The sequence below is a fragment of the Streptomyces sp. NPDC001594 genome (genome assembly GCF_042893675.1).
GTDB lineage: Bacteria > Actinomycetota > Actinomycetes > Streptomycetales > Streptomycetaceae > Streptomyces.
The window spans coordinates 26,690-46,658 of the sequence record NZ_JBIAVB010000025.1 but is presented as its reverse complement, the minus strand read 5'-3'; the positions used below and the strand labels follow the sequence as shown (position 1 = coordinate 46,658).

At 73.5% G+C, this 19,969-nt stretch carries 21 protein-coding genes; all 21 read right to left on the bottom strand.

The genetic code is table 11. The features are described 5' to 3' along the window. Positions 1–9: 9 nt before the first annotated feature. Complete coding sequence (locus ACFY0O_RS35095) at positions 10–1,089, bottom strand: alkene reductase (protein WP_388954528.1); 1,080 nt, start codon at positions 1,087–1,089, stop codon at positions 10–12. Between the two features lie 59 nt (positions 1,090–1,148). Continuing rightward, positions 1,149–2,093 carry a pseudouridine-5'-phosphate glycosidase gene (locus ACFY0O_RS35090; RefSeq protein WP_358898484.1) on the bottom strand — a complete coding sequence of 315 codons (945 nt, stop codon included), beginning with the start codon at positions 2,091–2,093 and terminating at the stop codon, positions 1,149–1,151. 10 nt (positions 2,094–2,103) lie between these two features. Next, positions 2,104–2,337 carry a tautomerase family protein gene (locus tag ACFY0O_RS35085; RefSeq protein WP_045946979.1) on the bottom strand — a complete coding sequence of 78 codons (234 nt, stop codon included), beginning with the start codon at positions 2,335–2,337 and terminating at the stop codon, positions 2,104–2,106. 144 nt (positions 2,338–2,481) lie between these two features. Then, positions 2,482–3,399, bottom strand: coding sequence for an EamA family transporter (locus tag ACFY0O_RS35080; RefSeq protein WP_388954524.1), 918 nt, complete (start codon positions 3,397–3,399; stop codon positions 2,482–2,484). After that, a complete protein-coding gene (gene upp / locus ACFY0O_RS35075) occupies positions 3,399–4,064 on the bottom strand; it encodes a uracil phosphoribosyltransferase (RefSeq protein WP_388954522.1) in 666 nt (221 codons plus the stop codon). The genes ACFY0O_RS35080 and upp overlap by 1 nt, the downstream gene beginning before the upstream one ends. A 98-nt stretch (positions 4,065–4,162) precedes the next feature. Continuing rightward, positions 4,163–4,852, bottom strand: coding sequence for a phosphoribosylanthranilate isomerase (locus ACFY0O_RS35070; protein WP_388954520.1), 690 nt, complete (start codon positions 4,850–4,852; stop codon positions 4,163–4,165). A gap of 161 nt (positions 4,853–5,013) precedes the next feature. Next, positions 5,014–5,928 (bottom strand): alpha/beta hydrolase, encoded by a 915-nt coding sequence (locus tag ACFY0O_RS35065; protein ID WP_388954518.1) that lies wholly within the window; start codon positions 5,926–5,928, stop codon positions 5,014–5,016. Between the two features lie 7 nt (positions 5,929–5,935). Then, entirely contained in the window at positions 5,936–6,433 is a 498-nt protein-coding gene (locus ACFY0O_RS35060; RefSeq protein ID WP_388954516.1) for a nuclear transport factor 2 family protein, read from the bottom strand. Between the two features lie 192 nt (positions 6,434–6,625). Further along, positions 6,626–6,865 (bottom strand): acyl-CoA carboxylase subunit epsilon, encoded by a 240-nt coding sequence (locus ACFY0O_RS35055; protein ID WP_388954514.1) that lies wholly within the window; start codon positions 6,863–6,865, stop codon positions 6,626–6,628. A gap of 88 nt (positions 6,866–6,953) precedes the next feature. Continuing rightward, on the bottom strand, positions 6,954–7,904 hold the full coding sequence (locus tag ACFY0O_RS35050; protein WP_388954512.1) for an ACP S-malonyltransferase: 951 nt from the start codon (positions 7,902–7,904) through the stop codon (positions 6,954–6,956). Between the two features lie 23 nt (positions 7,905–7,927). After that, a complete protein-coding gene (locus ACFY0O_RS35045) occupies positions 7,928–8,755 on the bottom strand; it encodes a 4'-phosphopantetheinyl transferase family protein (RefSeq protein WP_388954510.1) in 828 nt (275 codons plus the stop codon). Then, a complete protein-coding gene (locus tag ACFY0O_RS35040; RefSeq protein WP_123996004.1) occupies positions 8,752–9,129 on the bottom strand; it encodes an acyl carrier protein in 378 nt (125 codons plus the stop codon). Before ACFY0O_RS35040 ends, ACFY0O_RS35045 begins: the two co-directional genes overlap by 4 nt. Before the next feature lie 57 nt (positions 9,130–9,186). After that, positions 9,187–10,533 carry an MFS transporter gene (locus ACFY0O_RS35035; protein ID WP_388954508.1) on the bottom strand — a complete coding sequence of 449 codons (1,347 nt, stop codon included), beginning with the start codon at positions 10,531–10,533 and terminating at the stop codon, positions 9,187–9,189. A 264-nt stretch (positions 10,534–10,797) separates the two neighbouring features. After that, positions 10,798–13,185, bottom strand: a complete 2,388-nt coding sequence (locus ACFY0O_RS35030) for an SDR family oxidoreductase (protein ID WP_388954505.1) — start codon at positions 13,183–13,185, stop codon at positions 10,798–10,800. Positions 13,186–13,338: 153 nt separating this feature from the next. Continuing rightward, a complete protein-coding gene (locus ACFY0O_RS35025) occupies positions 13,339–13,608 on the bottom strand; it encodes an acyl carrier protein (RefSeq protein ID WP_358898465.1) in 270 nt (89 codons plus the stop codon). A 129-nt stretch (positions 13,609–13,737) separates the two neighbouring features. Further along, positions 13,738–14,955, bottom strand: a complete 1,218-nt coding sequence (locus tag ACFY0O_RS35020) for a ketosynthase chain-length factor (protein WP_388954502.1) — start codon at positions 14,953–14,955, stop codon at positions 13,738–13,740. Then, positions 14,952–16,220, bottom strand: coding sequence for a beta-ketoacyl-[acyl-carrier-protein] synthase family protein (locus tag ACFY0O_RS35015; protein WP_358898461.1), 1,269 nt, complete (start codon positions 16,218–16,220; stop codon positions 14,952–14,954). The genes ACFY0O_RS35020 and ACFY0O_RS35015 overlap by 4 nt, the downstream gene beginning before the upstream one ends. Before the next feature lie 37 nt (positions 16,221–16,257). Further along, a complete protein-coding gene (locus ACFY0O_RS35010) occupies positions 16,258–16,587 on the bottom strand; it encodes a TcmI family type II polyketide cyclase (protein WP_100865011.1) in 330 nt (109 codons plus the stop codon). Between the two features lie 53 nt (positions 16,588–16,640). Next, positions 16,641–17,318, bottom strand: coding sequence for a TetR/AcrR family transcriptional regulator C-terminal domain-containing protein (locus tag ACFY0O_RS35005; RefSeq protein ID WP_388954498.1), 678 nt, complete (start codon positions 17,316–17,318; stop codon positions 16,641–16,643). An 82-nt stretch (positions 17,319–17,400) separates the two neighbouring features. After that, positions 17,401–18,861 (bottom strand): FAD-dependent monooxygenase, encoded by a 1,461-nt coding sequence (locus ACFY0O_RS35000; RefSeq protein ID WP_388954496.1) that lies wholly within the window; start codon positions 18,859–18,861, stop codon positions 17,401–17,403. Positions 18,862–19,098: 237 nt separating this feature from the next. Next, positions 19,099–19,947, bottom strand: a complete 849-nt coding sequence (locus ACFY0O_RS34995) for a hypothetical protein (protein ID WP_388954493.1) — start codon at positions 19,945–19,947, stop codon at positions 19,099–19,101. Between the last annotated feature and the right edge of the window lie 22 nt (positions 19,948–19,969).

The window sequence follows — 19,969 nt, the reverse complement described above, 5'->3', positions numbered from 1 at the left end:
CGGAGTCGCTCACGCGGCGGTGCCGTCGAGCGTCGGGTAGTCGGTGTAACCGGTGTGGTCACCGCCGTAGAACTTGCTCTGGTCCGCCTCGGCCAGCGCGGCGCCGGTGCGGATGCGCTCCGGCAGGTCCGGGTTGGCGATGAAGGAGGAGCCGAAGGCGACGGCGCACGCGACGCCGGCCTCGAGCGCCGCCTCGGCGATCTCGGCGCTGACCGCGACACCGTTCTCCGGGTGCGGGCACAGCACGATGGTGCCGGTCCACTGGGCGCGCAGGGCCGCGATGTGGTCGCGGTTGGCGCCCTCGAGGATGTGCAGGAAGGCGATGGGCGGCAGGGCCGCGACGAGCGCCTCGTAGATGGCGTGCGTGTCGCCCTCGACGATGTCGTTGTACGGGTTCGACGGGGAGATGCGCACGCCGACGCGGTCGGCGCCGATGCGCTCGGAGACCGCCTCGATCACCTCGATCGCGAAGCGGATGCGGTTCTCGACGGAGCCACCGTACTGGTCGGTGCGCAGGTTGGTGTTCTCCGAGAGGAACTGGTGGAGCAGGAAGCCGTTGCCCGCGTGGATCTCCACGCCGTCGAAGCCGGCCTCGATGGCGAGCTCGGCGGCGTCCGCGTGCTCCTTGACGACCTCGGCGATCTCCTCGACCGTCAGGGCGCGCGGCTCGGGGTAGTCCAGCGGGCCCTGGGGGCCGTAGGCCTGGCCGGCCGCGGTGACGGCGGACGGGGCGACGGACTGGTGGCCGCTCGGGTAGAGCGAGGGGTGGCCGATGCGGCCGCAGTGCATGAGCTGCGCGACGATCAGACCGCCGTTCGCGTGCACGGCCTCGGTGACCGGCTTCCAGGACTCGGCCTGCTCCTGGGTGTGCAGGCCCGGGCTGTTGCCGAAGCCCTGACCGGTGACCGAGGGCTGGATGCCCTCGGTGATGATCAGACCGGCGCCCGCGCGCTGGCCGTAGTAGGTGGCCATCAGTTCGGTGGCCAGGCCCTCGGCGGTGGCCCGGTTGCGGGACATGGGCGCCATGACGACCCGGTTGCGGAGGGCCAGCTTCCCCAGGGTGACCGGCGCCAGCAGCTTCTCGGACATGTGTGTGTCTCTCCAGACTGAGTTCAACGCGTGGTGCGGTGGTGGTTCGAAGGGGCGGGTCAGCGCCCCGCGCGCTCGGCGAGGTGCGCGGCGTGCGCCACGGCCAGCCGGCCCGCCGCCTCGGCGCAGGAGGCGAGGACGGCCATGTTGGCCTTGGCGCTGCGGCCGTCGGTGGCGGCATCGACGGCGCGCATCAGGTACTTGGTGATGGCCTGGCCGGAGACTCCGTCGCGGGTGGCCTCGGCGACCGCGGCGCGGATGGCCGTGTCCACCTCGGTGGAGTCGATGGCGTCCTCCTCCCGGACCGGGGTGGTGATCAGGAAGGAGCTGTTGTTGCCGAGCGCCCAGTGCGCCTCGACGGCGCGGGCGATGACCTGTTCGTCGTCAAGGCGGTGGGGCGCCTTGTGGCCGCTCGTACGGCAGTAGAACGCGGGGAAGTCGTCCGAGCGGTAGGCGACGACGGGGACGCACTGCGTCTCCAGGTACTCCAGGGTCAGTCCGAGGTCGAGGATCATCTTGGCGCCGGCGCAGACCACGGCGACCTTGGACCGGGTGAACTGGATCAGGTCCGACGAGACGTCCCAGGTCTCCTGGGCGCCGCGGTGCACGCCCCCGATGCCGGCGGAGGAGAAGAAGGGGATCCCCGCGAGCTCGGCCGCCACGACGGAGGAGGCCACCGTGGTGGCGCCCAGGCCGCCCTGCGCCAGGATGACCGGCAGGTCCCGGCTGGACACCTTGGGGATGTCCGGCAGGGAGGCGAAGCGCTCGATGTCGGCGTCCGACATGCCGACGCGGATCTCGCCGGCCTCGATGCAGATGGTCGCCGGGACGGCGCCGCCGGCCCGTACCGCGTCCTCCACCTTGCGGGCGGTGGCCGCGTTGTCCGGGTAGGGCAGGCCGTGGGTGATGACGTTGCTCTCGAGGGCGACGACGGCCTTGCCCTCGTGGAGGGCCTCGCGGACTTCCTCGGTGTAGACGACGGGGATGCCGCTGCTTGCGCTCATCGGGTCTCTCTCAACTCTCGTTCAGGTAGCCGGGTCGCTTGACCAGCAGATCCGGGCGGGCCGCTATCTCGGAGAGGACCTGCGCCTCCCAGTCCTCCGGGCTGACGGGCTCCACGGAGATCGAGACGGTGTCCTCGCCGGTGGCGAAGGTCTTCGTCACGGCGGCGGTGACCGCCTCGTCGATCGCCCGGAGCTGCTCGGCCGTGAAGTCCCTGGGGTAGTGCCGGATGTGGATGTGGGGCACCGTTGGGGTCCTCTCACGAGTCGTTCGTGCAGGGGGGTTGGTGGCACACCGCGGACGGGGGAGGCCGCGGTGTGCCACCACCGCTCCCCGCCCGCCTCGGGGGCGGGGGCGGGCGGGGAGTCTCGGGCGGGCGTCGTCCGCGGCTTACGCCTGGACGGACTCCCGCGAGGTTTGTGGGACCGGGGCCGCTTCGGGCTTGGGCTTGCCCTTGCGCGGCTGGGCCAGGACCACGGACGCGACCACGGTCGCCGCTCCGAGGAGCTGGATCGGGGAGAGCGACTGGTCGAGGACGAAGTAGCCGAGCAGCGTGGCCGCCAGCGGCGAGGCGAAGCTCAGGAACGAGACCGCCAGCGCGGGCAGCCGGGCCACACCGCGGAACCAGATCGCGTAGGCGAACAGGGCGCCGATGATGCCGAGGTAGGCGAAGCCCAGCAGGTTCTTGCCGGTGATCTCGCTCGGCAGGCCCTCGCCGATCAGTGCGATCGGGAGGAGGACCAGGCCGCCGACGGTGAGCTGCCAGCCGGTGAAGGGCAGCAGGCCCACGCCTTCGGGACGGCCCCAGCGCTTGGTCAGCACGATGCCGGAGGCCATGCTGAGCGCGCCCAGCAGACCCGCGATGACACCGGTGGCGTTGAGCCCGGCGTTCGGCTGGAGGACCAGCAGGGCCACGCCGGCCGCGCCGAGGGCGCAGGAGATCAGGTGGATCGGCTTGATCTTGTCCTTCAGCAGGGCGGCCCCGAGCAGGAGCACGATCATCGGCTGGATGGACATCACCAGCGCCGCGACGCCGCCCGGCAGGTGGTAGGCGGCCACGAAGAGCAGGTAGAAGAAGGCGCCGATGTTCAGCACGCCGAGTACCAGGGCGCGCCACCACCAGATGCCCTTGGGCAGCTGCCGGCCGATGATCACGAGGATCAGGCCGGCGGGCAGGGCACGGAGCAGGGAGGCCAGCAGCGGCCGGCCCTCCGGCAGCAGCTCCGTGGTGACCAGGTACGTGGAACCCCAGATCGCCGGCGCGAGTGCCGTCAGCGCGGAGTCGACAACGGTACGGCTGCTCTTCATCAGGCGACTGCCGAGTCGGTCGTTCCGAAGTAGCGGTCACCGAAGTCGCCGATGCCCGGGATCATGAACGCGTTCTCGTTGAGGCGCTGCTCGATCGAGGACGTGACGATCTTGACGAGCGGGTACGCGGCGTGGACGGCCTCGATGCCCTCGGGCGAGGCGAGGAAGTTCACGAAGATGATGTTCCCTTCCTTCACGCCGGCGTCGAGGAGGACCTCGATGGCCGCCTTGGCGCTGCCGCCGGTGGCGAGCATCGGCTCCAGGAGCAGGACGTGCCGGTCGGCGATGTCCTCGGGGAAGTTCTTGTAGAACAGGTGCGGGAGCTTGGTGGTCTTGTCCCGCTGGATGAGCAGCTTGCCGACGGTGATGTCGGGGATCACCTGGCGGAGCTCGTCGAGCATCGAGTCGCCGGCCCGGACCACGGGCACGGCGCACAGCTGGGGGCCGAGTCTCAGGCCCTCGTACGTCTCTCCGACCGGCGTGATGGCTTCGTGCTGGTCGAACGGCAGCTGGTTGAGCGCCGATTCGAGCAGGAGGCGGATGATGCGCCGGGAGTAGAACACGAAGTCCGCGCGGGAGGCTCTGCGGTCACGGATGATCGTGTGCATGGCGCGGAGCTGGTTGGTCTGCGGCAGCGGGTGGACATTGTGGTGGCCGGTCGCCATGAGAAACCTGCTTCTCGTCGGTCGTGGAGACGTGCTGCGGCCGGGCCCGGGGCCGTGTGGGCCCCGGGAACCGCAACCGTGTGGGTCGGGTGCCGAGATCAGGCGTTGGCGATCTCGGCGAAGGCCTTGCGCGACTCGGCCACGAACTTCGCGACCTTGGCGCGGTCCTTGCGGCGGTCGTCGCCCTCGAGGAGGCTGTGCGCGTCGACGGCGGCGGGCTTGACGAAGCGGATGGCGTCGGCGACGTTCTCCGGGCTCAGGCCGCCGGCCATCATGAGCGGCTTGGGGGAACGGCGCACGAGCTCGGCGCTGACGTTCCAGTCGTGGGTGAGGCCGGTGGCGCCCTTGGCACCGGTGGCCGGGTTGAAGGTGTCCGTGATGAACATGTCCACGAACTCGGCGACCTCGTCGACGAACTGGAGCAGCTCCTCGGCGTTGTCCTCCTTCACGACCAGGCTCTTGAGCACGTAGAGGTCGGGGCGGATGTCCTTGAGCTTGCGCAGCTCCTCCGGCGTGACGTCGCCGTGCAGCTGGACGGCCTTGACGCCGAGCTGGGTGGTGAACTCGCTGATCTCGTCGGCGTCCACCATGTAGCTGATGAGGACGCCCTCCTGGGGAGCCGTCAGGCCGGCGATGATCTCCGTGGCCTCGGCCTCGGAGATGTCGTCCTTGCCCGACGGGAGGCGGAGCGGGAAGCCGAACCAGTCGACGCCCTCCTCGGCCAGCAGCTTGGCCTCCTCGGCGTCGATGATGCCGGCGACCTGCACCAGGTCCTTCACGTCACTCATGTGTGTTCCTTTGCGGAATGATCTGATGAATCAAACAGTTTGATGAATCAAACAGAATTGCGAGAGGCCGAGTGGACGTGTCCCGGTATGACGGACTTCGGTACACGTCACGGGATGCTCACGAAAAGCCTCGTTGGTGCCCATCTGTTGGTCAACGGGATCTATGTCAGATTCCGGTCAACCTTCTTCATTTCCCGGTCAGTTGGGACCGGAAGCCGCCCGGCCCCCGGCTCGCGGGCGAGCAGGCACTCCTCCAGGAAGGCCATGACCCGCAGGTGGTACGAGCGGGAGGCCCAACCCAGACTGGTGTTGTGTCCAGCATGGGGCTGGATGACCACTTCTGTAGAGGCCCCGATCAGCGGACTCAGCAGTTCCTCCACCGCCGCGCTGTCGCTCCTCCACCACAGCTCCTGCTCGGCGAAGGTGAAGCGCACCGGAGCCCGTACACCGGCCGCCACGGCGGGGTACATCCGCGGCCACAGCGGGGTCTCGCGGGCCTCCTCGGCGGGAACCGGACACACCAGGTCGGTGCAGGCCCGGAAGGCCTCCGGCGGGTAGAAGCGCAGCGCGCCCCAGTGCCTGCGCCACTGCCCGGGGAAGTCCGTCCCGGGCAACTGCCCGGGGTCCACGGCGAAATGGCGTCCGACGCCGCACAGGTCCACCCCCAGCGGGGCGCTGCGGCCCCGGGCGGCGGCCGCCGCGGACAGCGCGAGTCGGCCGCCGTTCGAGTGCGCCACGAGGAAGAAGCCCGCGCCCAGCTCGTGCCCGCGGGCGTACCCGTCGAGGGCGGCGAGCAGGGCCGCGGTCTGCCCGGCGAGGTCCAGGCCCCGGGGCAGGAGTTCCGCGGAGGCCCCGTAGCCGGGCCGGTCCAGGGCGAGCACGGCGAAGCCCAGCGAGGCGCCGAGCTCCAGCAGGGAGAACCCGGGCCGCACCCGGCTGTCGAAGTAGCCCGCCCGCATCCCCGCCCCGTGCAGGGCCACCACCACGGCCCGCGGCACGGGGTCCGCGGGCAGGGCGAGCAGCCCGGACAGCGGGATCCCGTCAGCGTCGAGGACGACGGGCCGTACGGCGCTCATCCGCAGCTCACAGGCGCACGCCCGCGAGCTCGGGCAGCCGGACGCCGGAGTCCCACACCACGCGGAACGAGACGTGGCTCAGCCGCCAGCCGTCCGCGGTGCGCACGGCCCGGGCCTCGGTGTGCCCGCCCACGTCGAAGTGGGCGGCCGGCCCCGCGCCGGCGTGGTGGACGTGGGTGGTCACCTGCTGGGCCCGGACGACGGCCCGGTCCCCGTCGAGGGTGATGGAGTGGTTGGCGCTCACGTGGTGGGTGCGCGCCCACCGCCCCCGCGCCTCGCGCTGGAGGGCGGCGAAGGCCTCGACGCCCGTGCACACGCCGATCGGGAAGGCGAAGGTGGCGCCCTCGGTGAACAGCGTGGCGAACCGGGCCTCGTCCGGACCGGTCCCGTCGAAGGTGTCCAGGGCGGTGACGTAGCGGTCGAACAGCTCCCGCAGTTCGGCGCGGTCGCGCAGGATCCGTATCTGGTCGCGCAGCTCCGCGATGTCGTCGTAGGTCGATGGCATGGCCCTCTCCTGTGGGCGGACTCACGGGATACCGCGGTCTGGAGCGTCCGCCCGCGAACTCCTTGACCGGGTCGGCGATGTGGTCGGGCGTCCACGGGGGGCCGCGGGGCGGTACGGCCCCGGGTGGTGCCCTGCCGGACCCGGGGACCGGGACGGGGCCGCGCGGGTGGCGCGGCCGGTTCCCGGCCCGGATCAGACCGGGCGCGTGCCGGCGGGGTTCTCCCGCCAGGTGCGCGCGCCGTGGAAGGCCCTGGGCTGCTGTGGGCAGCGCCAGCCCGCCAGGGTGGGACCGCAGCCGGCCGTGCCGCCGTGCTGGCCCTCGTACGCCGCCGCCCGGGCCAGGACGACGGCGGTGAGCGCCGCCAGTTCCTCGGCGTCGGGCCGCCCCTTGACCACGTGGATGAGGCGGCCGGCCTCCGGATGCGTGTCCATGGACTGCTCCTCGTCTCGTGACCTCCCGCCGGCCGTCGGCGCGGCGGGTCTGACGTGCGTGCGGGTGCGCGGGGGCGGGGCGGCCCGGTCAGACCGTGGTCGCGCTCAGCTCGTCCACGACCCGCGCCAGCCCCTCGGGCGTGTGGGTGCTGTGGACCCGGGCCCCCGGCAGGATGCGGCGGACCAGCCCGCCGAGCACCCGGCCGGGGCCCACCTCCACGAACCGGTCCGCGCCCGAGGCGGCGAGCGTCTCCACCGCCCCGGTCCAGCGCACCGGGGTGGTGAGCTGGCAGCGCAGGGCGACCACGGCCTCGGCGGCCGTCGTCACCCACCCGCCGGTGACGCCGGAGACCAGCGGCACGGCCGGGTCGCGGAACTCGGTCGCGATCAGCGTCTCGGTGAACTCCGCCTCGGCCTCGCCGAGCAGGCTGGAGTGGAACGGGCCGCCGGTCCGCAGCCATTCCACCCGCGCCCCGGCCGCCCGGGCCGCCTCCGCCACCCGGGCCACCGCCTCGGCCTGCCCGGACACCACGGTCTGCCGGGGCTCGTTGTCCCCGGCCACCTCGACCACCTGGCCGGTGGCCGCCCGGGTCTCGGCGCACAGGCGCGTCAGGTCCGGGCGGCTCAGGCCGATGACCGCGGCCGTGGCGCTGCCGACCCGGTCCCCGACGGTCGCCACCAGTTCGCTGCGCAGCCGCACCAGCCACAGCGCCTCGGTCCACTCCAGGGCGCCCGCGGCCACCAGCGCCGCGTACTCGCCCAGGCTGTGGCCGGCCACCGCGTCCGGCTCCAGGCCCCGGCCGCGCAGCACCTCCAGTACGGCCATGCTGGTCAGGAAGGCGGCCGGCTGCGCCACCGTCGGGTCCTCCAGGTCCCGGGGGGACCCGTCGACGCACAGCCGGGACAGCGGGATGCCGAGGAGGTCGTCGGCCGTGCGGTAGTAGGTGTCGGCGAGGTCCGGCCGCAGGGCGAGCAGCTCCTTGCCCATGCCGGCGCATTCGGAGCCCTGGCCCGGGAAGAGGAAGGCGGTACGGGTCATCCGGTCACGTCCTTACTTGCGGTTCAACTGGCGAGGACCGTGTCGCTCGGTCCGGGGGCGGCTGCGCCGCACACGGTGTTGCCTGCGGCCAGCCAGGTGTCGGGCACCCACCTGACGTTGACGACCCTCGGGGCCTGCCCCTTGACCGCCACCGCGGCGGCGTGGGTGGTGTCCGCGGGAACGCCGACCATGGTCCAGCCCTCGGGGTGCCGGTCCAGATCGGTGCCCAGGTAGTCCTCGGCGGGTGAGCGGCTCAACCCTGTCCCAAGCCCCTTGAGAAACGCTTCCTTGCGGGTCCAGATCTGCCCGAAGAGGTGCCGGCGGGCTTCCACGGACCCGGCTTCGGCTATCTCGATCTGCTCGTCGGGGTGCAGCGCCTTGGAGCAGATGTCCACGGTCTCGGCGCCCGGGAGTTTCTCCACGTCAACGCCGAGCGGAACCGTCCCGACGCCGACCATGGCCACTCCCCCGCTGTGCGAGAGCGAGTAGTGCAGCGGCGGCGGCGGGGGCGACAGCGCCGGGCGGCCGTGCGCTTCGCCGCAGCCGGGGCAGGGCTCGCGCATGAAGCGGACGTCCTGGGGCAGAGTGGCCGTGTAACGTCCGAGCAGCCGGCGCACCGCGACGTGCGCGGCGGCGTAGAGCATGCCGTCCGAGCGGCGGATGAAGGCGTCGGCGCGCTTGCGCTCCTCCGCGTCGAGTTCACCCACCGCGAGGGCGTCGGCGTCCGGCCCGGTCGGGCGGCGGATCAGCCAGAGGTCGACCCGGTCGGCGGAGAGGGTGAAGTCGGGCCGGTCCAGGCCCTGGTGGTTCACCACCGGGCGGGCGGCCGGCAGCAGAGTCGTAGTCGTCATGCCGGCACCGCTGCCCCGTGCAGGTGGGCCTCGGGGCCGAGCTGACCGGCGAGGCAGTCGATGAGCTCCTGGGCGCTGTTGGCGAGCAGCAGCCGCTGGAGGTTCACGTCGACGCCGAGGGTGGCCTCCATGCGGTACTGGAGTTCGATGCCGGAGATCGAGCCGATGCCGAGGCAGCCCATGGGGCGGCCGGTGGTGTCGACGAGGTGCGGCTCGATGCCGAGGATGCGCCCGAGCTCCTCGCGCACGTACTGCTCCAGGATCCGCGTGCGCTCGCGCAGTCCGGCGGTGGCCAGGACCGCCATGTCGGGCCGGGTCATGTGGACCAGGCCGTTGTCTGTCTCGTATGTCTGTGACATGTGAAGTGTGGTCATGATGCTTTCCTGGTCGAGGTGGGCACCGCGGGAGGGAGAGGGAGCTCCGGCGGTTTCTCAGGACGGGTCGGTCGAAGGGTGTGCGAGTCCGGCGAGGGCGACGCCCGCGCCGGCCAGGCCGACGGCGGTGACCAGCCAGAGCGCCGCGCTCCGGCCGGAGGCCGCGTACAGCGCGGACGCCAGCGCCGGGGTGAGCGCCGCGCCGAGCTGCACGCAGGTCTGGTAGAGCCCGCCGGCCGCCGCCTGGAGACCGGAGGGGAGGGAGCCGGTCGCCTGGAGGTGCAGCGCCGTGAAAGCGAGCACGAAGGCGAGTCCGACGAGGGACAGGGAGGGCAACAGTTCGACATACGTCACACCGCCCGCGCCTGAGCGCGGGTAGAGCGCGTATCCGGCCGGGGCCGAGAGCGCCCCGGCGGCCACGGCCCGCGCCGGCCCCAGCCGGGCGGCGATCCGCCCCGAGTGCAGGGCGGTCAGCGCCAGGGGCGCGCCGGCGGGCAGGAACCCGAGGGCCGTCTCCCACGCGCTCCAGCCGCCGCGTCGCAGATCGAGCGCGGCCACCAGCAGGAAGCCCACGTAGGAGCCGTTGAGCGCGGCCGCCCCCAGCGCGGAGCGCACGAGCGGCCCGTGGCGCAGCAGCACGGCGTGCACGAGGGGCCGCGGGGAGGCCCGTTCGGCCCGTACGAAGACCAGCGCCGCCGCCGCGGCGGCGAGGACCCCGCCCCACCACCGGCGGGCCAGGGCGTCCACCAGCAGCAGCACGGCCGAGGTGAGCGCGCCCCCGGCCACCACCGCCTGCCACCGCGCCCCGCCGCCGGACACGGCCGGCTCCCGCGGGACCACCCGCAGCGCGACGGCGAACAGCAGCAGCGCGAGGGGCGCCGGGAACGCCAGGGTCCACCGCCAGCCGGCCGCCCCGGTGAGCAGCCCGGACAGCAGCAGCCCGGAACAGAACCCGGCGGCGCCGAACAGCGTGTACACCGACACGGCCCGCCGCCGCGCCCCGCCCTCGGGGACGGAGGCCACGATGATGGCGAGCCCGGTGGGCGCGGTCAGCGCGACGCAGAAACCTTTCACCACCCGGGTGGCGACGAGCAGGTCCAGCCGGTCGGCCAGGGGACCCCCCATGGAGGCGGCGGCGAACACGAGCAGCGCGACGAGGAAGACCCGCCGCCGCCCGAACCACTCCACCAGCCGCCCGCCGAGCAGCACAGCCCCGGCGAACCCGGCGGCGAACCCGGTGACGATCCACTGCACCCGGGTGACGGAAGCCCCCAGCCCACTGCCGACGGCGGGCAGCGCCACCAGGGTCGCGGACACCTCCAGGGCGTCCACCAACATGTTCGCGGCAAGCACGGCCACCAGAGCCCAACGGGCCCCGGCCCGCGTGCCGGAGGCAATGCTCATCGGGAAGTACACACTCGCATTCGAAGAAAGGGGGCGGAACCGCCCGGGGAGGGATCCCCGGGCGGTCCCGCCCACCGCCGGCGTGGCGGCGTGGGATACACACGCCGACGGAGTCAGAGGACCGGCGGGGCAGAAATAGCCCCGCCGGCGTTTGAGGCGCTGGGGGCACCTCCCAGCGGTAGCTGGGGGAGGGTCTGGGGGCGGAGCCCCCAGGGGTCCGGGGCGGAGCCCCGGGGAACGGAGGAAGGGCGGGGCGGGGAGACGTCACCCCAGCAGCGTGCCGCCAGTGGCATCGACGAACGACCCGGTGATCCACCGCGCCTCATCGGTTGCCAGGAACGCCACCACGTCCGCGACGTCCTCCGGCTCACCCACCCGCCCGAACGCCGACAGCCCCGCCATCTGCTCCACCACCTCCGGGATGTCGAACACCGGGTTGCCGTTGCGCGTGATCCCCGGCGCGACCGAGTTGATGGTGATCCGGCGCGGCCCGAGCGCCTTCGCGAAGTGCAGTGCGAGCTGCTCCAGCGCGCCCTTGCTCATCGCGTACGCGATCTCGTCCGGGTTGGCGAACCGCGTCAGCCCGGACGAGATGTTGATGATCCGCCCGCCGTCCGGCATGTTCCGCAACGCCCGCTGGATCAGGAAGAACGGCGCCTTCGCGTTGACCGCGAAGATCCGGTCGAACTGCTCCGGCGTGATCTCGTCCGCACCGACCCCGCCCATCACCCCGGCGTTGTTCACCAGGATGTGCAGGTCGGTGGAGCCGGTCCGCTCCCGCAGGTCCTCCTCGAGTACGGCGAACAGGCCGTCCACGTCACCGTCGACACCCAGCTCCCCCCGTACCGCGAAGGCCCGCCCGCCGTCCTTCTCCACCGAGGTGACGACCTCTCGCGCCGCCGCCTCGTCCCGGTGGTAGTGGACGGCGACCAGCGCGCCCTCCTGGGCGAGCCGGATCGCGGCCGCCCGGCCCATGCCCCGGCTCGACCCGGTGACCAGCGCGGTCCGCCCGGTGAGCCGTTCCCCGCCGACGCCCCGCCGGACCCCGGCGAGCACCTCCGGCGCGGCCTCCGTACGGGCGGCCGGCTCCGCGACGGGAACGGCGGCGACGGCGACGGCGGGGGCACCGGATTCCCCGGCCCCCGCTCGGGCGCCCCCGGCTCCGAACCACCGCGCGAGCGCCTCGTCCAGCGCTCCCGCCCCCGGCCCGTCGGCCCAGACCACGTACCCGTCGGGCCGCACGAGCACCGCGCCCTCGGGCGCCCCGCCGGGGGTCGCCGACACCGACACGGCCCGCACGACCCGGACCCGCTCGCCCCAGGCCCCCGCCGTCCGCGCGAGCTCCGTCCGCCGCGCCTCGTCGCCCGGCGGCAGGAGCAGCAGCCCCCGCCCCGGCCGCAGCAGCGCCAGCGTGGTGGTGCTCCCCTCGGCGGTGGTGACCTCCCAGGCCGGCACGCGCGAGCCGGTCAGCCCGCGGCCGTCCCCGGAGGCGTCCCCGGCGGCGCCCACCTCGTGGCGGACCGACAGCCCGGAGATCAGCCCCGCCAGGTGCGTCCGTACGTTCTCACTGGCGCTCAGCTCCGCGAACACCTCCCGTACCGCGTCCACCTCGGGGCCGCCGAGCAGCAGCAGCGCCTGGGTCCTGACGTTGCTCTGGACGCCCTGCCCGACCGCGTGCCGCTCCTCGTGGTAGGTGTCCAGCAGCGCGTCCGTGCCGTGCCCGGCGATCCGGGCGCCCAGCTTCCAGCCGAGGTTGAAGGCGTCCTGCAGCCCGAGGTTGAGGGCCTGGCCGCCGATCGGCATCTGCTGGTGCGCGGCGTCCCCGGCGAGCAGCAGCCGGCCCCGCCGGTACTCGGAGGCCTGCCGGGAGGCGTCGCCGAACGAGTTCACCCACAGCGGGGTGCCGCCGCCGATGTCCTCGCCGGTGATGCGCTTCCAGCTGTCGGCGACCTCCTCGAACGAGGGCTGCCCGGGCCGGGGTCGCGCCCCGAACTCGTGCACCATCACCCGGGTCACCCCGTCGGGCCGGCGGGCGGCGATGACGAGACCGCCCTCCAGGCGCTCGAAGCGGCGGGCCGGGATGTCGATCCCGGCGACGTCCGCGCGCAGCAGCTCGCGTTCGGCGTCGGTGCCGGGGAAGTCGAAGCCGCCCAGCCGGCGGACGGCGCTGTTCTCGCCGTCGCAGCCGACGACGTACGCGGCCCGCAGGGACAGCGTTGCGCCCTCGGTGCGCACGGTGGCGACCACCCCGTCCCGGGTCTCGTCCAGTCCGGTCAGCTCGTGGCCGCGCCGGATGTCCGCGCCCAGGTCGGCGGCCCATTCCCCGAGGACTTCCTCCAGCCGGGTCTGGGCCACCTTCCACTGCCCCGGGTAGGGGCCGGGCAGGCCGAGGTCGAGGGGGATGCCCCCGAAGTGTCCGGCACGGTCGTGCGGTACCTCGCCGATCGGCTCCAGCAGGCCGCGGCTGTCGAGGATCTCCATGGTGCGGGCGTGGAGGGTGGACGCCCGCGATTCGGAGGTGGGGGCGGTGAGCGTGTCGAGCACCACCACGTCCGTGCCCGCCAGCCGGAGTTCTCCGGCGAGCAGCAGTCCGACGGGGCCCGCGCCGACCACGATCACCTGGGTCTCGGTGAGGTCCTGATCGATGGCCATGGGCGTACTCCCTTTCTGTGGGCGGGGGTGGGGGCGGAGGTGTGGTGGCGGGGAGCCGGAGCCGCGGTCCTCGCGGGGGTGGCGCGGCTCCGGCCGGTCCGGCCGGCTCAGACGTCGGCCGGCTCAGGCGTCGGCCGCTCAGGCGTCGGCCGCTCAGGCGTCGACCGTGACCTTGAGGCTCGCGTTGACGGCCTCGACGAGCGAGCGCGGGGTGGTGTGGTCGGCGAAGATGTCGTCGTCCAGCGTGATGTCGAACTCGCGCTCGATCCGGCTGCCGGTCTCCAGCAGCGCCAGCGACTCGTAGCCCAGCGACTCGAAGTCGGTGTCGAGGATGTCGCCGTCGAGGTCGATCTCCTCGTCGGCTCCGGCGCCCTCCAGGAGGATGCGCTTGAGGTCGTCGAAGGTGAATTCCTGCTTGGACACGTGGGGTCCCTTCATCGGTGTACCGCACCGGTGTTTCCGGCTGCGGGAGTTCGGTGCGGGGCATGGGGGCGCCCGTCCCCGCCCCGGGAGGGGACGGGGACGGGCGCGGGCCGGACGCGGCGGAACCGCTCAGTCGAGCGCGCGCAGCACCACCGCGGAGTTGAAGCCGCCGCGGCCGCGCGCGAGGACGAGCGCGGTGCGCACCGACGCCGTCCGCGGCCGGACGGCCACGAGGTCGATGTCGTACGCGGGCGAGAGCTCCACGTTGGTGGTCGGCGGGATCAGTCCCTCCCGCATGGAGAGGACCGCCGAGACCACGTCGACGGGGGCTCCGCCGGCCCCCATCCGCCCGGTCGTCGTCTTGGGCGCGGTGACCGGCACGCCGAACGGGCCGAAGACCGCGGTGATGGCCTCGGCCTCCTCCCGGTCGAGCCGCGGCACGCCCGCCCCGTCCGCGAAGACCACGTCGACCTCGGCCGGATGGCAGCCGGCGTCGGCGAGCGCCGCCAGGGCGGCCCGGCGCAGACCGGGTTCCCGGCCGCTGCCGGGGCGGGGGTCGAGCGTGGCGCCGTATCCGGCGAACTCGGCGTAGGCGTCCCGTGCCCCGCGGGCGACCGCACCCTCCTCGTCCTCCAGGATGATCAGCGCGCCGCCCTCGCCCGGGACGTAGCCGCGGGCGGCCTCGTCGAAGGGCAGGTAGGCCCGTTCGGGTCCGTCGCCGGTGGACAGGTCGCCCCCGGCGAGGTGCGCGGCCCAGCCGAGCGAGCAGATCGGGGCGTCGAAGCCCCCGGCGGCGATCAGCCGGCTGCCCTTGCGGAGCCGGCGCCGCGCCTGGGCGAGGGCGTCGAGCCCGCCGGCCTGGTCGCCGACGAGGACCCCGGTGGGCCCGCGCAGGTCGTTGCGCACCGCGATCTGGCCGGTGTTCACGGCGTAGAACCAGGCGAACGACTGGTACGCGCTGACGTGCTTGGGCCCCTGGCTCCAGAACTTGCGCAGCTCGTTCTCGCCGAACTCGGCGCCCCCGGAGCCGGCCGCGGTGACCACCCCCATGTCACAGGGGTGGAGGTCGCCCGGGTCCAGGCCCGCGTCCTCGAACGCGCAGTCCGTGGCGACGAGGGCGAGCTGCGTCACCCGGTCGGTCTGGGGGACGAGCCGGCCCGGGAGGTGTTCCGCCGGCTCGAAGCCGTGGATCTCCCCGGCCAGCCGCGCCGGGTAGGAGGAGGCGTCGAAGCGGGTGACGGGCCCGATGGCGTTCTTGCCGATCCGGGTCGCCGCCCAGAAGTCCTCCACACCGAGGCCGCTGGGGGCGGCCACGCCGATGCCCGTGACCAGGGTTCGGGCGCTCATGCGGTCCTCCTGTCGGGCCGGGCCAGCACCATCGCGCTCTGGAACCCGCCGAACCCGCTGCTGACCGTGAGGACGGCGTCGGTGCGGTGCTCCCGCGCGGCGAGCGGGACGTAGTCGAGGTCGCACTGGGGGTCCCGGGTGCGCAGGTTCGCCGTCGGCGGCACGAGGTGGTGGCGCATCGCGAGGACGGACGCGGCGATCTCGATGGAGCCGACGGAACCCAGCGAGTGCCCGATCATCGACTTGACCGAGCTCACCGGCGTGCGGTGGGCGTACGGGCCGAGCGCCAGCTTGTAGGCGGCCGTCTCGTGGGCGTCGTTCTGCCGGGTGCCGGAACCGTGGGCGTTGACGTAGTCGAGGTCGGACGGGTTCAGGTGCGCCTCGTCGAGCGCCACCGTGATGGCCTCGGCCAGCTCGCGGCCGTCGGGGCGAAGTCCCGTCATGTGGAAGGCGCTGGAGCGGGAGGCGTAGCCGGCCACCTCCGCGTAGACGGTCGCGCCCCGGCGGCGGGCGCTTTCGAGTTCCTCGAGGACGAACACGGCGGCGCCCTCGCCGAGGACGAAGCCCCGGCGGGTGGCGTCGAAGGGCCGGGAGGCCCGTGCCGGGTCGTCGTTGAGGCTGGTCGTCGCCTTGACCGCGTCGAAGCACGCCAGGGTGAGGGGCGTGATCGGGGCGTCGGTGGCACCGGTGACCATGACGTCGGCGCTGCCCTCGCGGATGAGGTCGACGGCGTGCGCCACCGAGTCGATGCCGGAGGTGCAGCCGGTGGAGACCACCGTGGCGGGGCCTTCGGCACCGACGGCCCAGGCCACTTCGGTGGCGAAGGAGCCGGGGACGAAGTGGTCGTAGAGGTCGGCGGGGGCCCGCATGTGGTCCACCGCCGCGAGCCGGCCGTGGTCGGTGGCCGTGCGGTAGGCCTTGTCGAGGCTGGAGACCGCGCCCACGCCGGTGCCGATGCTGACACCGGTGCGGTAGGGGTCGAGGGCGGCGAAGTCGAGGCCGCTGTCCTCGACCGCCTCGCGCGCCGCGACCACGCCGAACTGGGCGGCGCGGTCCATGCGGCGGATCTCGTCGTCGGTCAGCCCGTGCAGCTCCGGCAGGAAGTCGGCCTCGGCCGCCACCCGGGAGCGGAAGGGGGAGGCGTCGAAGTGGGTGATCTCCCGCGTGGCCGTGCGCCCCGAGCTCAGCAGCTCCCAGAACTCCCGGACACCGATGCCCCCCGGCGCCAGCACCCCGATGCCCGTGATGACTACCCGGCGGCCCACGGTCGGTGCCCTCCCGTCATCTCTGCGGTCGCGGACATCACTCCGTCGCCGTCCAGTCGTAGAAGCGGGTGGCCATCGCGTCCGCGGGGGAGCGCCAGGTCTCCGGGTCGTAGGGCTGGATGAAGGGCTGGAGGTCGTAGCTGATGCGCATGAACCGCGGGTCGTTGCGGGACTGCTCGATGCGCTCGCCGCCGTCGTCCTCGGCGAAGTCCTGGAGGTGGAAGTAGAGCCCGTTGTAGGAGAACAGGCGCCGGCGGAGCGTGCCCATGCGCTCCGGCATGTCGGTGCGGTCGAACTCGGCGAAGATCTTGGCCACCTCGGCGCTCGAACGGACGTCCATCCGCGCCACGATCAGGTTGCTGTGCATTGTTTCCACTCTCTCCGGGAATCAGCGGGGTCGGCGGGCCGGCGGCCCTGCGGTCAGCGGGAGGCCGGGCCGTACAGGCGGATGAAGTCGTCCACTCCGTCGGCGATGAGCGCGTCCTCCTCGGCGCGTCCGAGCGGCAGCGCGCCGTGGAAGGAGCGCTGGACGACGGACGAGGGGACCAGCAGGATGAAACGTTCCGCCGCCTGGTCGGCGTCGGTGATGTCGAGCAGGCCGCGGCCGGCGACCTGCCGCAGGCGCCGGGCCAGTTCGCTCCGGGCCTGGCGGGGGCCGGTGGCCTGCCACTTGTCGACGGCCTCGGCGGGCAGGTGGGTGACCTCGGCGCTGATGTGCCGGACGATCGCGAAGTGCTCGCGGAAGGCCTCCAGCGGCGCCAGCCAGGCCCGGCCGAGCGCGATCAGGTCCTCGCGGAGGTCGTGGATCTCCGCGAGGTAGCTCTCGGCGACGGCCGCGAGGGAGGCGGCGACGGAGGCGGAGCTGTCCAGCAGGACGCCCAGCAGCAGCTGCTCGTGGTCGGGGAAGTGCCGGCCGACGGCGGCCCTCGGGAGCCCGGCCTCGGCGGCGGTGGCCTCGGCGGTGCAGTGCCTCCAGCCCTCGCGGGCGAGGACGGTCCGGGCCGCCCGGACGATGTCGCGGCGCTCCCCGTCGGGGCCGTCCGGGGCGGCTCCGGGCCCTGCGGGGGCGCGCTCGATCGTTGCTTGCGGCGTTGCCATGTGTGGTTCCTCCGGTTGACGTGCTCGTCCGGCCGTCGGGTGCGTCGGCCTCAGGGGGTGCCGGTCGCCGGGGCCCCGGTCGTCAGGGGGTCCCGAACCAGCGGTCGAGCGCCATCGGCAGGTCGTGGTGGCTGCCGGGCGCGGCCCATGCCACGTATCCGTCGGGCCGGATCAGCAGGGCGGTGGTGTCGTGCAGTCCGTCGGCGGCCCCGCGCGGCCGGGCGGTGACGGTGTCGACCCGTTCCGCCCAGGCGGCCGCGCGGCCGCGCAGCCGCGGGTTGTCCGCCAGGTCGAGGAGCACCCCGCGGCCGGGGCGCAGGAGCGCGGTGCTGGAGGTGGTGCCGTCGGCGGCGGCCAGCTCCAGGTGGGGCATGCGCCGGCCGAGCAGCGGGTGGGAGCCCTTGCCCACCTCGTAGGTGATCTCCAGGCCGGTGACCATGGCGGCGAGGTGGCGGGCCACGTCCTCGTACGCCATGAGCTCCTTGAGCGAGTCGCGCAGCGGCTGCACCTCGGCGCCGCTCAGGAACAGCAGCCCTTGGGCGCGGGTGTTCATCAGCAGCCGCCGGCCGACCGCGTGCCGTTCGGTGTGGTAGGTGTCGAGCAGGCTCAGCGGGGCCCGCCCGTGCACCACGGAGGCGAGTTTCCAGCCGAGGTTGAAGGCGTCCTGGATGCCGGTGTTCATGCCCTGTCCGCCGGCGGGCAGGTGGATGTGGGCGGCGTCGCCGGCCAGCAGGACGCGGCCGCGCCGGTACTCGGTGACCTGCCGGGCGGCGTCGCCGAAGGCGCTGACCCACACCGGTTCGGCGGCCGAGATGTCGTCTCCGGTGAGCCGCTGCCAGGCGGCGGCGACCTCGTCGAAGGAGGGCGGGCTCTCGCGCCGCCGCGGGGGCGCGCCGCGCTCGCAGACCACGATGCGGGTGGTGCCGCCGGGCAGCGGGCCGACCATGACCATGCCGCCGGGGAGGGTCTCGCCGATCATCCGGGGCTTGAGGTCGATGCCCTTGATGTCGGCGAGGAACATCTCCATGGTGGCCGGGGTGCCGGGGAAGTCGAAGCCGGCGGCCTTGCGCACGGTGCTGCGTCCTCCGTCGCAGCCCACCAGCCAGGCGGCGCGCAGGGTCCGCTCGCCGTCGGGCCCGCGGACCCCGACGTCGACGCCCTCGCCGTCGTCGTGGACGGAGAGGACCTCGTGGCCGCGCCGGATGTCGGCGCCCAGGCCCGCGGCCCACTCCTCCAGGTGGGTCTCGGTGACCGACTGGGGGACGGTCTTGGCCGCCTGGCAGGCGCCGTCGAGCACGCCGAAGTCGAGGGGCAGCCCGCCGAAGTGGCCGAGCGTGCTGCGTTCGATGTCGCCGAAGCGGGCGAGGATGCCGCGCTGGTCGAAGGTCTCCAGCGTGCGTGTGGTGAAGCCGAGGCCGCGCGACTCTCCCGTACGCCGCTCAAGGCGTTCCAGGACGATGACGGCGACTCCCGCCAGCCGCAGTTCGCCCGCGAGCATCAAGCCCGCGGGGCCCGCGCCGACGACGATCACAGGGGCGTCCATCGCGTCTCCTTGAATTCGCCTCCGGAGACAGTGCACCGGATCTTGACTACAAGGTTCTTCGGGCGCGAGCGGCCGTTCAATGGCGCGGGGTTCAGGAGTCGGTCAGGTTCCACAAGGGCCGGTCCGCTGCTTCGCGAACCGGCCAAGGAAATGTCAAACCGCGGTCAGACTCCTCGATCCGGCTCCTACCGGATCGAGTGCGGACCGCTGTGGAAGGTCGTGCGGGAGAAGACCGTTTCAGGTGCGCGCGGCCGCCCGCCGGTCGAAGCAGGTCCGGACGTCGGTCTCGTTGTAGTAGGTACGGCCCGCGTGGTTGCGCCGGCGCCACCGCTGCTCGCTGGCCAGCCGGTAGACGGTGCCGGTGGGCGTGTGCCACAGGCGGGCGATGTCGGCGGCGGTGAGCCAGCGCTCGGTGGGCGCGGCCGCGGCGGTGCCGGGCGTGCGGCCGGCGTCCATGGTGCGGCTGAGCTCGCTCCACTGGTCGCTGGTCCAGCGGTGCGCCGGTTCGGCGTCGCACACGACCGGCTGGCCGCTGTCGTCCCCGGAGTGGCGGACGGCGACGGTGAGGGAGCCGGAGCAGCCGGATTCGGGGCAGGCACCGAGGCGGATGCTGCGGGCCGGTTCGGGGAAGGCGGCGCGGCGTCCGGCCCGCACCAGGCGGGCGACCTCCTCGGTGGCCTCGGCCGCGGCGGGGTGGGCGGCGAGCCAGTCCCCGTTGCGGCGCAGGAAGGCGGTGAGCGCGGCGACGTGGCGCGGCGGGGAGGCGAAGCCGCGCTCCTGCGCGACCAGTCCGCTCCAGGATCCCAGGACTGAGACCATCCTGGCCCGTACGTCGGCGGCGGCCCCGTTGAAGGGCAGGCCGGGCAGGTCGCCGCCGGTGGTGCGCTCGCGCAGGCTGCCGGGGGCCGCGCCGGCGAGCATCCTGCCGCACTCCTCGTAGAGGTGCGCGAGTTCGGCCAGGCCGGCGTCGAGGTGTTCCCGGCAGGGCCGGCAGAGCCGTCCGGTCGCGGCCGTGCGCCGGCGGGAGCGTCCCTCGGCGGTCCGGCGGCGGCAGCCCTCCCCCTGGCACGGTGCCGTCACTGCCATGGTCTTCCCCCCTCGGCTCGTA

What these genes read in the sequence shown, in the direction of transcription:
- ACFY0O_RS35095 (WP_388954528.1), bottom strand. Translation starts at nt 1,089, where the DNA reads ATGTCCGAGAAGCTGCTGGCGCCGGTCACCCTGGGGAAGCTGGCCCTC.
- ACFY0O_RS35090 (WP_358898484.1), bottom strand. Translation starts at nt 2,093, where the DNA reads ATGAGCGCAAGCAGCGGCATCCCCGTCGTCTACACCGAGGAAGTCCGC.
- ACFY0O_RS35080 (WP_388954524.1), bottom strand. Translation starts at nt 3,399, where the DNA reads ATGAAGAGCAGCCGTACCGTTGTCGACTCCGCGCTGACGGCACTCGCG.
- upp (WP_388954522.1), bottom strand. Translation starts at nt 4,064, where the DNA reads ATGGCGACCGGCCACCACAATGTCCACCCGCTGCCGCAGACCAACCAG.
- ACFY0O_RS35070 (WP_388954520.1), bottom strand. Translation starts at nt 4,852, where the DNA reads ATGAGTGACGTGAAGGACCTGGTGCAGGTCGCCGGCATCATCGACGCC.
- ACFY0O_RS35065 (WP_388954518.1), bottom strand. Translation starts at nt 5,928, where the DNA reads ATGAGCGCCGTACGGCCCGTCGTCCTCGACGCTGACGGGATCCCGCTG.
- ACFY0O_RS35060 (WP_388954516.1), bottom strand. Translation starts at nt 6,433, where the DNA reads ATGCCATCGACCTACGACGACATCGCGGAGCTGCGCGACCAGATACGG.
- ACFY0O_RS35055 (WP_388954514.1), bottom strand. Translation starts at nt 6,865, where the DNA reads ATGGACACGCATCCGGAGGCCGGCCGCCTCATCCACGTGGTCAAGGGG.
- ACFY0O_RS35050 (WP_388954512.1), bottom strand. Translation starts at nt 7,904, where the DNA reads ATGACCCGTACCGCCTTCCTCTTCCCGGGCCAGGGCTCCGAATGCGCC.
- ACFY0O_RS35045 (WP_388954510.1), bottom strand. Translation starts at nt 8,755, where the DNA reads ATGACGACTACGACTCTGCTGCCGGCCGCCCGCCCGGTGGTGAACCAC.
- ACFY0O_RS35040 (WP_123996004.1), bottom strand. Translation starts at nt 9,129, where the DNA reads ATGACCACACTTCACATGTCACAGACATACGAGACAGACAACGGCCTG.
- ACFY0O_RS35035 (WP_388954508.1), bottom strand. Translation starts at nt 10,533, where the DNA reads ATGAGCATTGCCTCCGGCACGCGGGCCGGGGCCCGTTGGGCTCTGGTG.
- ACFY0O_RS35030 (WP_388954505.1), bottom strand. Translation starts at nt 13,185, where the DNA reads ATGGCCATCGATCAGGACCTCACCGAGACCCAGGTGATCGTGGTCGGC.
- ACFY0O_RS35020 (WP_388954502.1), bottom strand. Translation starts at nt 14,955, where the DNA reads ATGAGCGCCCGAACCCTGGTCACGGGCATCGGCGTGGCCGCCCCCAGC.
- ACFY0O_RS35010 (WP_100865011.1), bottom strand. Translation starts at nt 16,587, where the DNA reads ATGCACAGCAACCTGATCGTGGCGCGGATGGACGTCCGTTCGAGCGCC.
- ACFY0O_RS35005 (WP_388954498.1), bottom strand. Translation starts at nt 17,318, where the DNA reads ATGGCAACGCCGCAAGCAACGATCGAGCGCGCCCCCGCAGGGCCCGGA.
- ACFY0O_RS35000 (WP_388954496.1), bottom strand. Translation starts at nt 18,861, where the DNA reads ATGGACGCCCCTGTGATCGTCGTCGGCGCGGGCCCCGCGGGCTTGATG.
- ACFY0O_RS34995 (WP_388954493.1), bottom strand. Translation starts at nt 19,947, where the DNA reads ATGGCAGTGACGGCACCGTGCCAGGGGGAGGGCTGCCGCCGCCGGACC.